The 13,971-nt window shown below is 59.7% G+C and carries 10 protein-coding genes; 5 read left to right on the forward strand and 5 right to left on the reverse strand.

Annotated features, from left to right (window positions below; genetic code table 11):
* Nucleotides 1-10: 10 nt before the first annotated feature.
* From ACTG2T_RS01485 to ACTG2T_RS01495, 3 genes are all read left to right on the forward strand, one after another.
* Nucleotides 11-2,947, forward strand: coding sequence for a sensor domain-containing phosphodiesterase (locus tag ACTG2T_RS01485; RefSeq protein ID WP_330125165.1), 2,937 nt, complete (start codon nt 11-13; stop codon nt 2,945-2,947).
* Between the two features lie 65 nt (nt 2,948-3,012).
* The gene (pflA, locus tag ACTG2T_RS01490) at nt 3,013-3,810 is read left to right on the forward strand and encodes a pyruvate formate lyase 1-activating protein (RefSeq protein ID WP_330125166.1); all 798 of its coding nucleotides are present in this window, start codon (nt 3,013-3,015) and stop codon (nt 3,808-3,810) included.
* 87 nt (nt 3,811-3,897) lie between these two features.
* Nucleotides 3,898-4,539: an energy-coupling factor ABC transporter permease gene (locus ACTG2T_RS01495; protein WP_043819419.1), complete on the forward strand. Its 642-nt coding sequence runs from the start codon at nt 3,898-3,900 to the stop codon at nt 4,537-4,539.
* Nucleotides 4,540-4,623: 84 nt separating this feature from the next.
* Here ACTG2T_RS01495 and ACTG2T_RS01500 read toward each other — a convergent pair whose 3' ends face one another.
* Entirely contained in the window at nt 4,624-5,916 is a 1,293-nt protein-coding gene (locus ACTG2T_RS01500) for an NAD(P)/FAD-dependent oxidoreductase (protein ID WP_005333998.1), read from the reverse strand.
* Between the two features lie 74 nt (nt 5,917-5,990).
* Nucleotides 5,991-6,530, reverse strand: a complete 540-nt coding sequence (ycfP, locus tag ACTG2T_RS01505; RefSeq protein ID WP_005334000.1) for an alpha/beta hydrolase YcfP — start codon at nt 6,528-6,530, stop codon at nt 5,991-5,993.
* 505 nt (nt 6,531-7,035) lie between these two features.
* On the opposite strand from ycfP, the gene ACTG2T_RS01510 reads away from it, so the two are divergent.
* Nucleotides 7,036-8,442 (forward strand): nucleobase:cation symporter-2 family protein, encoded by a 1,407-nt coding sequence (locus ACTG2T_RS01510; protein ID WP_330125167.1) that lies wholly within the window; start codon nt 7,036-7,038, stop codon nt 8,440-8,442.
* A 63-nt stretch (nt 8,443-8,505) separates the two neighbouring features.
* Here the strand turns inward: ACTG2T_RS01510 and ACTG2T_RS01515 are convergent, their stop codons facing one another.
* Entirely contained in the window at nt 8,506-10,302 is a 1,797-nt protein-coding gene (locus ACTG2T_RS01515) for a M3 family oligoendopeptidase (RefSeq protein WP_330125168.1), read from the reverse strand.
* A 122-nt stretch (nt 10,303-10,424) separates the two neighbouring features.
* Nucleotides 10,425-11,345 (reverse strand): DUF808 domain-containing protein, encoded by a 921-nt coding sequence (locus ACTG2T_RS01520; RefSeq protein WP_330125169.1) that lies wholly within the window; start codon nt 11,343-11,345, stop codon nt 10,425-10,427.
* Nucleotides 11,346-11,596: 251 nt separating this feature from the next.
* On the opposite strand from ACTG2T_RS01520, the gene ACTG2T_RS01525 reads away from it, so the two are divergent.
* Nucleotides 11,597-12,199 (forward strand): DUF924 family protein, encoded by a 603-nt coding sequence (locus ACTG2T_RS01525; RefSeq protein WP_330125170.1) that lies wholly within the window; start codon nt 11,597-11,599, stop codon nt 12,197-12,199.
* A 64-nt stretch (nt 12,200-12,263) separates the two neighbouring features.
* On the opposite strand, the gene ACTG2T_RS01530 is transcribed toward ACTG2T_RS01525, so the two are convergent.
* Complete coding sequence (locus tag ACTG2T_RS01530; RefSeq protein ID WP_330125171.1) at nt 12,264-13,883, reverse strand: methyl-accepting chemotaxis protein; 1,620 nt, start codon at nt 13,881-13,883, stop codon at nt 12,264-12,266.
* Between the last annotated feature and the right edge of the window lie 88 nt (nt 13,884-13,971).

Below are 13,971 nucleotides of genomic sequence, written 5' to 3' on the forward strand. Positions count from 1 at the left end.
TTGTTTGTTCATGTCGTCTACCGCACTCAGTCATCTTCCTCCTGCCCTCCAGACGCCGCTCTTTTTCCGTCTGGATCTGCGCAGTCAACGGCTGGTCGCCCTGACCGACGTGATGCAAACCCCGCTCTACTGGCTCGATGAGCCGCGCGCCCCCTGGCCTGCCCAGCTGCCCGATGCCCTGCGCCTGCCCATCGAACAACTGCTGGCCAACGGCCATGGCGGCAAGATCACAGTGCGCTTTGCCAGCCAGTTGTGGCATATCGCCCTCGCCCACGAGCAGGATGGCTTCTGGCTCATCTGTCTGCAGAACCTTCGCCAGGAGCCCATCGCCGATCTGGCATTGCAACTGCCGCGCCTCAGCCAGATGGCGAGCCAGCAACAGTATGCGCCCCTGCTCGAGGCCCTTAAAGAGAGTTTGGGGGCCGATCGGCTCATCCTCTGGCACTATCAGGCCAATGGCGATCTCGGCAGCGAGCAACTCACCCCAGTGTTCACCCTAGGGGTCGAGACGCTCTACCCCATTCGCGGTGACAGCCGCTATATCCGCGCCCTGCGTACCCGCAAATCGTTGAGCTTCTCGGAAGCGGCCCACCAGCCGATGCTGAGCAATCACCTCTATCTGACCAGTGCCGGTGTGCGCTCACGCCTTGATGGTGCCCTGCTGGAGCAGGACAAGCTGTTCGGGGTGCTGAGTCTGGAGTATCTCGATCCCACCCCGCTTAGCGAGGAGATGTTGCAGCTGGTGCGCAGCAGCGCCCAGCTGCTCGGTCACTGGCAGCCGCAACCGGAAGAGCACCGCGCCGAGCTGGCCCTCCCGCCCGAGCTGCACCAGCAGACCGGCATCGACTACTGCAAGACGCTGGTAAGCTGGGCCATGAGCGCCAGCGGTGCCCGGGTGGGCTGGATCGGTGAGTTCCAGCCCCGCGGTCAGGATCTCTGGATCATCCCCCGCTGCGTCATCAACGAGGAGATCTGCTCCACCCTCAAGCCCATCCAGCTCGACCCCGGCCCCGCTCAGGAGCTGTTCCAGCATGGTCAGGCCATCTATGTGGAAGATCTGCCCGTGCGCTATCCCAAGGCGACCCGGCTGCTGGCCCTCAATGCCAGCGCCTACATCGGCATTCCGCTCCATGGCCAGAGCGGCGCCCCCATTGGCCAGATCACCCTGCTGCTCGATACCCCCCTTGAGGAGCCCGAACAGTTGCTGGATCTGTTGAGCAGCCAGCACGAACGGGCAGCCATCGAGCTCAAGCGCCTCGCCACCGACGATGCCCTGCGGCTGGCTGAGGTAGCCTTTAATACCCACGATGGGCTGATCGTGATGGATCACAACGGCATCATCCTCAAGGTCAACCACTCCTTCAGCCGGATCACCGGATTTGGCGAGGTAGAGGTGATCGGTCACTCCATTCGCAAGCTGCGCCCCACCTACTACGGGGATCATCTCAAGGAAGATGTCAGCCGCACCGTCAACGAGCAGGAGTTCTGGCTCGGGGAAGAGCGCTGCCTGCACAAGGATGGTCACCTCTTTCCGGTGCGCTTGATGGTGAACGGCGTCAAGGATGAGCAGAGGGAGCTCAGCCACTTTATCTGCAGCTTCTACGACATCACCCAGGAAAAAGAGGCGGCCAGACATATCGAGCAGCTCGCCTACTACGACGATCTCTGCGGTCTGCACAACCGCCGCAGCCTCAACCATATTTTGCAGCAGACCCTGAGCGCCCCCAACGGCCAGTGGGGCGCCCTGCTGCTGGTGGATCTCGACAACTTCAAGTCGATCAACGACTCCCTCGGTCACGCCTGCGGCGATCTGTTGCTGCAGGCCGTGGTGCAGCGTTTCAGGGAGCTGCCCCAGGACAATCTGGTGCAGGCGCGCATCTCAGGTGATGAGTTTGCCCTGCTCTTTACCCAGCTGGGACAAGGGGAAGTCACCGCCAAAATTCTGGCAGAGCACTTCGCCCGCGAGCTGATGGGGCTGTTTCGCACCCCGTTCGACATCGGCGATCACAAACTGCACTGCAGCGCCTCGGTGGGGATCAGCCTCTTCTCCGGCAACGAGACGGATCATCTGGTCCTGATGCAACAGGCCGACACCGCGACCCACATGGCCAAGCGCGCCGGTCAGGGCCACTACGTCTTCTTTACCGAGGCGATGGCCCAACATGAGAAGAACCGGCTGACCCTTACCAATGAACTGCGCGATGCCCTGCGTCACCACGAGCTGCAACTCCACTACCAACCGCAATACCGGGTCGACAATGGCTCGCTGTCGGGTATCGAGGCGCTGCTGCGCTGGCAGCGCAGCGACGGCACCATGGTGCCGCCCGGGGAGTTTATCCCCATCGCCGAAGAGACCAGCCTGATCCTCGAGATCGGCTACTGGGTGATGAAGACCGCCTGCGCCCAATACAGCTTCTGGCTCAACCGTGGCCTGCAGATCCCCCATCTGTCGGTCAACGTCAGTGCCCGCCAGTTCCACACCCAGGGCTTCGTACAACAGGTGGAGTACATCTTGCGCGATACCGGTGTGCCCCCCTCCCGCCTGCTGCTGGAGGTGACCGAATCTGTAGTATTGGAGAATAGGCAGGAGAGTATTGCCAGAATGCGCCAGCTCAAGGAGCTCGGCATCCTCATCTCCATCGACGACTTCGGTACCGGCTACTCGTCGCTGGCCTATCTGCGAGATCTGCCCGCCGATGAGGTGAAGCTGGACAGAAGCTTCATTCAGACCCTGGTACACAGCGAACAGGACAGAGCCATCGTCAAGGCAATACTCGATCTGGCCCAGGTCTTCCGTTTTACCGTCACCGCCGAAGGGGTGGAAGAGGAAGCGCAGCTGGCCATCCTCAAAGCGCTGGGATGCCAGCATTATCAAGGGTTTCTCACCAGTCGGCCGCTCACCGTCAAGGGACTGGAGCAGCTGCTTGGCAGCCGGGCGCCGGACTAAAGGTGTAGGATCAATAGGGGTTTATGTAATAAAATAACGGCCTGCTCGAATCGTTGGAGTTGTTTATGTCTGTCATTAATCGGATCCCAGACGTTGAAATCAGCCAGCCAGCCGGAGCTCACGGCACCGTTGGCCGGATCCATTCCGTCGAAACCTGCGGCACTGTCGATGGCCCGGGAATACGCTTTATCGTATTCATGCAAGGCTGCCTGATGCGCTGCAAGTACTGCCACAACCGCGATACCTGGGATACCGAAGGTGGCCGCGAAGTGACCGTACCGGAGTTGATGAGTGACATCACCAGCTATCGCCACTTCATGAATGCCTCCGGCGGTGGTGTGACAGCGTCCGGCGGTGAAGCCATGCTGCAACCGGCTTTCATTACCGAACTCTTTACTGCCTGCAAAGAGAAAGGGATCCACACCTGTCTCGACACCAACGGCTTCGTCCGTCATCTCGACGAACAGGTGGACAAGCTGCTCGACCAGACCGATCTGGTGCTGCTCGACATCAAACAGATCAATGACGAGAAACACATTCCACTGACCCACGTCAGCAACAGATACACCCTGGAGTTTGCCCGCTATCTGGCGGCCAAAGGCAAGACCATGTGGATCCGCTACGTGGTGGTACCGACCTGGAGCGATGACGACGAGAGCGCCGAAGGGCTGGGTCAGTTCATCGCCGAGCTGGGCGAGAGCGTGGAGAAGGTGGAGCTGCTCCCCTACCATGAGCTCGGCAAACACAAGTGGGATGTGCTGGGCGACCCGTACGAGCTGAGCGGGATCAAGCCCCCCAGCAAGGAGACCATGGAACGGGTCAAGGGCATCCTCGGCAAGTACCACAACAACGTCAAATATTGATGGTAAAAGCAGGCTGATCCGTCAGCCTGCTCTGCTATGGGCGGTCGGGAAGACCGCCCGGACTCTACTGCATGAATGGACGACAAGATGAGTGAAGGACAACTCGCCGCCCTCCTGATCTGGCTGGTACTGCTGGCCTTCAGCCTGCGCCGCTCTCTGTGGCAAACCCTCCATGACAACCCCCTCTATCAGCACCTGCTGCTGGGGAGTGCCATCGCGCTGGTGCCGCTCTGGTATCTAAGGGCCGGTCTGCATGAGGGGCTGGAGGTCCATTTTCTCGGGCTCACCTCCCTCACCCTGCTGCTGGGCTGGCGGCTGGCACTGCTCGCCCCCTGCCTGACCCTGCTGGTGCTCGGTTACTTCGGTGTCACCAATCTGGCCGATTTTGGCTGGCAGGCACTGGTGGGCATCGCCCTGCCGGTAGCCACCAGCTGGCTGCTGTTTCTGGCCAGCTGGGCCTGGCTGCCGCGCCATCTCTTTGTCTATATCTTCGTGGCCGCCTTTCTCGGTGGCGCCATCACCATCTCGGTCAAGGTGGCCGCCAGCGCATTGCTGATGGGGCTAAGTCACAGCTACCCCTGGCACACCATCACGGCGGATTACCTCTCCATCTGGCCACTGCTGCTGTTCCCCGAAGCTCTGCTCAACGGCATGGCGATGACAGTGCTGGCCATCTACCGCCCTCACTGGGTCAATACCTTCTTCGACCGTACCTATCTGGGCAAGTAACGCTCTCTTTCCTGAGCTGCGCCCATAAAAAAGGAGAGGCCATCGCCTCTCCTTTTGGTATTCAACATGTTGCCAAATCACGGCTTAGTGCAGCTTCAGGGTCGGGCGCAGTACCCGGTTGATGCGACCCACCAGCATGATGAGGCCGGTCTTGACGTAACCGTGCAGGGCGATCTGGTGCATCCGGTAGAGGGAGATGTAGACCAGACGGGCAATGTAGCCCTCGACCATCATGGAGCCGCGCATCAGGTTGCCCATCAGGCTGCCCACGGTGGAGAAGCGGCTGAGGGAGACCAGCGAACCGTGGTCGTGGTAGAGGTAGGGCTTCATCTCGCCGCCGTTCATCTTGGCCAGGATGTTCTTGAACGCCTGGCTGGCCATCTGGTGGGCAGACTGGGCGCGCGGCGGCACGAACTTGCCATCCGGCTGCGGGCAGGCTGCGCAGTCACCGATCACGAAGATGTTCTCATCACGGGTAGTCTGCAGGGTCTCTTTTACCACCAGCTGGTTGATGCGGTTGGTCTCAAGGCCAGCGATATCCTTCATAAAGTCAGGCGCCTTGATACCGGCCGCCCACACCATCAGGTCAGCTTCAATCAGCTCGCCATCCTTGGTGTGCAGACCGTCGCTGGTCGCTTCGGTGATCATGGTGGCGGTACGCACGTCCACACCCAGCTTGACCAGCTCCTGATGGGCAGCGCCGCTGATGCGCTCCGGCAGAGCCGGCAGAATGCGCGGGCCCGCTTCCACCAGGGTCACCTTCAGGCTGTCGGTGGTGAGGTTCTTGAAGCCGTAGGCGTAGAGCTGCTCGACCGCGTTGTAGAGCTCGGCAGAGAGCTCAACGCCGGTTGCGCCGCCGCCGACGATGGCAATCTTCACCTTGTCGCCCGGCTTATATTCGGTGGCAAACTGCAGGAAGCGGTTCATCATGCTGTTGTGGAAACGGTGCGCCTGGGAGGGGCTATCGAGGAAAATACAGTTATCCTTGATGCCCTTGGTGTTGAAGTCGTTGGAGACAGAACCGATGGCCATCACCAGATAGTCGTAGGGCAGCTCGCGCTCGTTGACCACGATGTCGCCATTGTCGTCGTGGATCGGGGCCAGCACGATGCGTTTATCGTCACGCTTGATGTCGGTCAGGGTGCCGAGCTGGAAGTCGAAACCGTGGTTCTTGGCGTGAGACTGGTAGCTCAGAGCATCGATGCCCGCGTCCATGGAGCCGGTGGCTACTTCGTGCAGCAGGGGTTTCCACAGGTGGGTGCGGTTGCGATCGACCAGAGTGATCTTGGCCTTGTTCTTCTTGCCAAGCTTGCGACCCAGACTGGTGGCCAGCTCCAGGCCACCGGCGCCGCCGCCTACAACGACAATATTCATCATGATGATTTTCCTCGGTTCCTCAAAACGAAAGGGAGCCATTGGCTCCCTAAAACGAAATCGGTCGACGTGATGGATCAGGCTTCTTTGAAGGCCTTCATCCGCTGCAGATGATGCGAGATATTTTTGAACTTATGAGTCTCGCGCTCATCCCACACGATGTCGTAATAGTTCTTCAATTCACGTTCAGTGTCCCGATTATCGCGCACTTCATCCTGAACGGAAAGGATACACAGGCAGTTTCCTGAATTTTTCTTACGAAATTCAGTTACACACTTGGTACCGATATCGTCATATTCTTCCGGCCGGTCGATCTTGCCCTGCATGTTCTCTTCCGGATGGAGGTTGGGGTTGAAGATCACCTGGCGAATACCGCACAGAAAGCCGATCCGCTCGCTCCAGTAGCCACCAAGACCCACGCCGCAGATCAGCGGTTTGGGATCGGTACTCATATCGAGCTGTTTTTTCACTTCCTTGAGCAGATGGCTCATATCATGACGGGGGTGAACCGTGCTGTAGTGCACGAAACGCACATCATCATCAATAAACTGCAACTGCAGCACTTTCTCGTGATTGCCTGGGCTGGTGGCATCAAAGCCATGCAGATAGATGATCATGGATAAGACCTCAGGATCTGTGTCGGTTTTATCGAAACTACCCCAGCGGCGGCCCCGTGCGCCACCAAAACATCCAACTTTCTTGCTTTGGATCACGCCCCCGCCCCCGATTGCGCCCTGCGGCCCGCGAGCGCCGTCACATGCAGAGGGGCGCATTGCGAGCAACGCTCTGGTGCCTGGCTATCAAAGTGAGATCGCCAGACCGATAATGATAAACCCCTTACCAATCTGAGATGCCCTCACCTCCTTCCCCTGCCAGCAGCCGGACACTTATCTGGTCGGTATGTGACTCATCCCGCAAAAACAAGGCGTTATCGCCAAACGTTTTCTCTCGTGAGTGGCGTTGTGCATGTTTTGTGCACTGACCCGTGCTGCACCGGATCCCTCTCACTACTGCCGAGGGATCTGGCACCTCTGTCAATACACGAGATCAATGACCGGGAAAGCTGCGGCTTTCACTATCTTGCCTGTAGCAGTTGCGCGGGCTTCAAGGAGTGATCTGTTCATGAACGAGACCAATCCCCCCTCCCCCCGACCGGGTGCGCGCAAGCGCCCGGTGGACGAAGTGGAGCGCATGCTCCCCGCTGGCCAGCTATTTACCCTCGGCCTGCAGCATGTGCTGGTGATGTACGCCGGCGCCGTCGCCGTCCCACTGGTGATAGGCGGCAGTCTGGGGCTGCCCAAGGAGCAGATCTCCTACCTCATCAGTTCGGATCTCTTCTGCTGTGGCATCGTCACCCTGCTGCAGTGTGTCGGTATCGGGCGTTTCGCCGGGATCCGGCTACCGGTCATCATGTCGGTCACCTTTGCCGCCGTAATGCCCATGCTGGCCATCGGTGCCAATCCGGATCTGGGGCTCACCGGCATCTTCGGCGCCACCATAGCCGCTGGCATCATCTCGACCCTGCTGGTGCCCCTGATAGGCCGGTTGATGCCGCTCTTCCCCACCGTGGTGACCGGGGTGGTCATCACCTCCATCGGGATCAGCATCATGCAGGTGGGGATCGACTGGATGGCGGGGGGCAAGGGCAACCCCGAATATGGCAGCCTGCGCTATATCGGCACCAGCTTTGTGGTGCTCGCCTTCATTCTGGCTGTGACCCGTTTTACCAAAGGTTTTTTCAGCAATATCTCGGTGCTGCTCGGGATCATCTTCGGCTTCATAGTAGCCATCGCCATGGGAGAGGTGAGTCTCGACGGTCTTGGTGAGGCGGCCTGGTTTGCCCCCATAGTACCGTTCGCCTTTGGTTGGCCCACCTTCGATCCCATCTCCATCGCCACCCTGACAGTGATCATGCTGATCACCTTCATCGAATCGATGGGGATGTTTCTGGCGCTCGGCGACATCGTAGGCCATCCGGCCAGTCGCGGCGATATCGTACGCGGGCTGCGGGTGGATGCCATCGGCACCATCATAGGTGGTGTCTTTAACAGCTTCCCCCACACCTCGTTCTCCCAGAATATCGGGCTGGTAAGCGTGACCGGGGTATCGAGCCGCTGGGTTTGCGTGATGTCCGGGGGGATCCTGCTCGCCTTTGGCCTCATCCCCAAAATGTCGGTGCTGGTCGCCTCTATACCGCCCTTCGTGCTGGGGGGCGCCGGTATCGTCATGTTCGGTATGGTGCTGGCCACCGGTATTCGTATCCTGGCGCGCACCGATTACAACAGCAACCGCCACAACCTCTATATCGTCGCCATCAGTCTCGGAATTGGCATGATCCCGACGGTCTCCGGGAATTTTTTCCAGCAGCTTCCGGCGCAGCTACAACCGCTTTTTCATAGCGGTATCCTGCTGGCCACCATCAGTTCGGTGCTGCTCAACCTCTTCTTCAACGGCTATCAGCCGGACCTGACTCACCAGACCCGTCCTCTGTTCGTTGGTCCCATCAAACCGCAGCAAGAACAGGCATAACAAACAGGCCCCCGGACAGCGAGACTGTCCGGGGGCCTGTTGTTCATATCACCGCTGACCCAATCAGGCAGGCAACTGCGCGAAGCGCTCTACTGCCTGCGCTACTTGTGCCAGACTCCCCTGCCAGAAGGCGGCCTCACGGATATCCTGCCCCAGATGCTTGGCTACCAGATCTTCGGCGCTCATCCGGCCGGTATCGCGCAACAAGGCGCGATACGCCTCAGCGACACCCTCTTCCCCCGCCGCCTTGCGGCTCATCAACTGCTGATAGACCCCGAGGCTGAACAGATAACCGAACAGATAGGGGTAGTTGTAAAAGCCCAGCCCCGCGATGGAGAAGTGCGCCTTGGCCGCCCAGAACATGGGGTGATAGCGGGTCAGGCTCCCCTCATACCAGCGTCCCCACGCCTCGTCAGTCAACGCCTTGAGCCGCTCTGCCGACACATAACCCTGCGCCCGCTCGGCCACCAAGGCCTGCTCGAAATCGAAGCGAGCCGGGATATTGACCAGGAAGGTGGCCGCGCCGTCGGCCTCGGCCCAGATGATGGCCAGCTGCTCTTCCGGGCTTTGCGCCTGCTCGAACAGGGCGCTGCGCACCAGGGTTTCGGCGAAGATGGAGGCGGTCTCCGCCAGCGTCATGGGGTAGCTGCGCTGACTCATCGGCAGATCGCGGATCACCCAGTTGTGCCAGGCGTGACCCAGCTCATGGGCCAGCGTAATGACATTGTCCATGGTGCCGGCATAGGTAACGAAGACCCGCGGTTCGACCGGTTCGGCAAACTTGGTGCAGTAGGCGCCGGTGCGGCGATTTGGCGTGGGCGCCGCATCAATCCACCCCTTCTCGGCCATCATGCGGGCAAACGCCCCCATCTCGGGATCGAATCGGCTAAAGGCATCGGCAATCAACTCGATCGCCTCATCAAAAGGAATGTCACGGCTGCTGGAAGCTGGCGGCGGCGCAAAGAGATCCTCCGGCCCCAAATCGTCGAGACCAAGGCGCTCGGCCATCAGCCCCAGGACGCGCTGACCCAACCCACGGGCTCGCCAGGTTTCGCTCATCAGGGCATCGAGGGTGGCTCGCTCGATATGACTCTGATGGCAGGAGAGATCCAGCGCATCGAGCACACGGGTGTTGCCACGCTGACGGGCCAGCTCCAGCCGCCAGCCGTTGAGGGCATTGAGGATAGCGGCAACCGTCTCCTGCTCCCCTTCCCAACCGGCGCTGATGGCATCAAAGGCTTCTAAACGCAGCGCACGTATCGGGCTGGAGAGCAGATTGCTCGCCTCGGCCAGCCCCATCTCGCGGCCATCAATGGTCAAGCGGATCTTGCCCACCAGATCGTTGTAGAGGTTGCCCCAGGCGTGCAGGCCATCGGTGCCCAGACCGATCACCAGTTGCTCCGCCGCCACCGGCAGGCGCTGATCCTGCAAACGACGCTCGTGGCGCAGGCGGTACGCCTCCTCACCGAGCAGTGGATCACTCATCAGCGCGGCGAATTTCTCTTCCGGCAACGCCAGCATCAGATCTTCCACCGGCGCCAGGATCTTGAACAGATCGGCGTTGAGGGCGCGGGCACGGGACGCCAGCTGTTTGGCCTGCGGATCCCGCGCATCCTGACTGCCGCGGCATGCGGCCAGAATGGCGACGTTCCAGCCGATATGGCGAATATCACGGGCGCGCAGCCGCACTTCCCGCAAGAAATCCAGCAGCGCTGCGTCATCGTCGCGCACCCCGTCCAGACCCGCCATATAGCTGGCCAGCTCTTCCAGCGCGTGGCGGGCTGCGCGCATGTCCGCTTCCAGCTCGGTGCTGTCGAGGCCCGGGTAGATATGGTCGTTATTCCACTGTTGTTGATACATAGCTTCTCGCAAAGGCCTTTATCGGGAGGCGCAACAGACCTGCGGGCAGCAAGTCAGAGACCGGGCAACCCGAGGGCCAAAAAATGAAGAGAGGAAAAAGAGAAAATGGCCCGCAAGCTCGCTTATCCCTTGGCCGGGGCAAGACGGCTCACCAGCGTCATCACGGCAACCAGCAGCAGACCCGTCACCACACCGGCCACGGCGTTGAGCAGCGTCGGCGTCACCGCCGCCAGTACGGCCCCTACTGTTGGCAGGGTGGCGACAACTGCGGCTGCGCCTTCAATCAGGTGATGGGCAAAAGGCCAGCCATGCACCAGAATGCCACCACCCACCATAAACATGGCAATGGTGCCGACCAGTGCCAGCAGGTGCATCAGACGAGGAGCCGTCACCAGCAGTCCCTGCCCCACCGCGCGGCGCAAGGCGCTGCCATCGGTTTTTTGCAGCAGATGCAGACCGATGTCATCGAGCTTGACGATCAGCCCCACCAACCCGTATACCCCGATGGTCATCAGCAGGGCGATGCCCGCCACTACCGAGAGCTGCAGCGCGAGGCTTGCTCCCTGTACCGTGCCAAGGGCGATGACGATGATCTCGGCAGAGAGAATAAAATCGGTGCGGATCGCTCCCTTCACCTTCTGCTGCTCAAACGCGGCCAAATCATCGGGAATAGGAGCAGTGTGTGCCTCCCCCTCACTCGCCTCATGGGGCAGAAACTTGTGGGCCAGCTTCTCGGCCCCCTCAAAGCAGAGGTAAGCGCCTCCCAGCATCAAGAGAGGCGTGATAAGCCAGGGCACCAGGGCACTGATGGCGATGGCGGCGGGCACCAGAATCAGCTTGTTGCGAAATGACCCCTTGGCCACCGCCCACACCACCGGCAACTCCCGCTCGGCGCGCACCCCGGAGACCTGCTCCGCGTTGAGGGCCAGATCATCACCCAACACCCCGGCGGTCTTCTTGGCCGCCATCTTGGTCATCAGCGCCACGTCATCAAGCACGCTGGCGATATCATCGAGCAGGGCCAATAAACTGGTTCCGGCCATATCAAAGATTCCTTATATCAGTGAGAACAACCCCCGGGAGAGAGGTGTACGTCCCGATAACCACCAAGGTCAACAGGACCACCTCATGGCGATCGCAGGCCATCATCGGCCGAGCCAAAAATCCGGCGCTCGCCATCGGGGGTTACGTCTTTCGGGCAAAAGATGGCACAGTGTAACGAGAAGCCGCCGTTTCGGCAGCACCCCTGAGCCATTTGTTCCTGGTTCCCTCTGAATCACCTCAAGGAGTTCCCATGCAACCCTGGCAACCTCTGATCGATTTCTGGTTTGGCGACGAGGCCGATGATGTCCTGCGGGCCACACGGCAAGCCCCGCTCTGGTGGGGGAAAAGCAGCGAAATGGATGCCCTGCTGGCCAAGCAATTTGGCGCGCAAGCAGAGGCGGCCGCCAACGGGGAGCTGGCCGACTGGGCCGATCTGCACCACGGCAGGCTGGCGCTGATCCTGCTGCTCGACCAGCTGCCCCGCAATATCCAGCGCGGCACGCCTGCGGCCTTTGCCCAGGATCCGCTGGCAAGGGATCTCTGCCTGAAAGGGCTATCCATCGGGGCGGACAAATCCCTCTCACCACTGGAGCGGGTCTTCTTCTATCTGCCGCTGGAGCATGCCGAATCCCGCGAACAACAGGCCAGAAGTGTGGCCCTGTTCGAGGCACTCACTGCCGAGCAGGCTGGCACACCGGCGCAGGCGACCTTTGCCGGATTTGCCGACTTTGCCCGTCGTCATCAGGTGATCATCGAACGCTTTGGCCGCTTTCCCCACCGCAACGACATTCTGGGTCGCACCAGCACACCGGAAGAGGCGACATTTTTGCAGCAACCGGGCTCAGGCTTCTAAGCAAGCCATATAAAAAAATCCCCGCCAGCTGGCGGGGATAGCAGATGGATAACAACCGTCGGCGTTACTGAATGCGATAGCGGGATATCTGCTGGTGGATGCTCTCGGTGGTGACATTGAGCTCCTCGGCTGCGGCTGAGGTCTCCTCCGCTGTGCTGCTGGTTTGCTGCACGACCTGAGCAATCTGCTCCACCTGATGGGCAATCGACTCGGCGGCAGAGCTCTGCTCGCGGATGGCATTGGTGATCTCGCCCACCTGCTCCATCACCCGGTGCGACGCACTGCGGATCTCGGCAATAATGGCACCACTCTCTGTCGCCATGGTGACCCCCTGGCTCACCTTCTCCTCCACCAGATGCATGCGGGAGACCGTATTGTTCGACTCCTGCTGGATCGCCTCTACCGTGGCGGAGATCTCCTGGGTGGATTGGGCTGTGCGCTCAGCCAGTTTGCGCACTTCATCTGCCACCACCGCAAAGCCACGGCCGGACTCTCCGGCCCTCGCCGCCTCAATGGCCGCGTTCAAGGCCAGCAAGTTGGTCTGCCCCGCCACATCACGGATCACGTTGACCACACCGCCAATGCGCGAAATGCCCTCACCCAGCGCAATGACCTCGGCCGAGGCCTGCCGAATGGAGTCGGCGATCTCGTTGATGGCATGAACGGTGCGCTCGATGGTCCGGCCCCCCTCGGTCGCCAGTTGCCCCGACTCGTTGGTGATGCGGCTCGTCTCCTGAGTGCGCTGGGAGATATCTGTGATACTGACCGTCATCTCTTCCACACCGGCGGCAATCAGACTGGTAGCATCATTGGCCTGACTGGCCGAGCTGGCCAGGTGTTGCGCTGCCTGAGAGAGTGATTCGGCAGTGCTCTTGATCTGCAAGCTGCCGACGGAAAATTCGGTAAATGTCTGCTGCAGCGTATCGAGCAGCCGGTTGACCGCATTGAGGGTCAGGCCAATCTCATCCTGCTGTTTCACATCCGCTCTCAGGGTAAAGTTGAGGTCATGCTGGATCCGGGTCAGGGTATCCATGGCGGTGCGAAGGGGATTGGCCACCTGATTGAACAACCAGACAAACAGCCCCATCGTCAGTATGGTGGCACCACCGGCGATAAACAACAGGGTTTGCAGGCTGTTGTCGTAGTTCTCCTGGCCTTGCTTCTTGATCGCCAGTCCCAAATCCATATTGAAGTTGACGTGAAGCTCGATTGCCTTGGCAAACTGCTCAAACAGTCTAGAGGCCTCCGTCGCCAGCTCGTCTCTTGCTTCATCGTTCTTGTTTTGGCTGGAGAGCTGCAGAACCTTGTCTATCTCCTGATAATATTGCGCGATAATGCGTTGATCATCATCGGTCAGGCGCCGATCTTCATCATTGGAGAGCATCTCGGCTTTATATTTTTCCAGCAGCGAACTGATCTGTTTACGCTTATCGGCGATGTCCGTTTCGATCTGCTGCATCTTGCTATTGTCAGTGTTGAGGATATGAGTCTGTACATGCGAATGCAGCTCATAGAAATCGGCCTGTACTTCCTTAATCAGAGAAATACTGGGCACCGTATTATCCGTCACATAGCTCAAATCACGGTTGCCTGCCCCAAGGCGATTGATACTGAACCAACTGAGAAAGATGAGCGTCAGCATCACCAACAGAGCAATCAGTTGAAGTCGACGAGCAATATTCATAACCGTACACTCCAGATGGAAACTATCTAGCAGTGTAGACGAGCCATAAACAACAACGGCCCGCATTGGCGGGCCGTTGTTGTTTATT

Source organism: Aeromonas sp. 75A, from assembly GCF_051919425.1.
GTDB classification, from domain to species: Bacteria; Pseudomonadota; Gammaproteobacteria; order Enterobacterales; family Aeromonadaceae; genus Aeromonas; species Aeromonas veronii.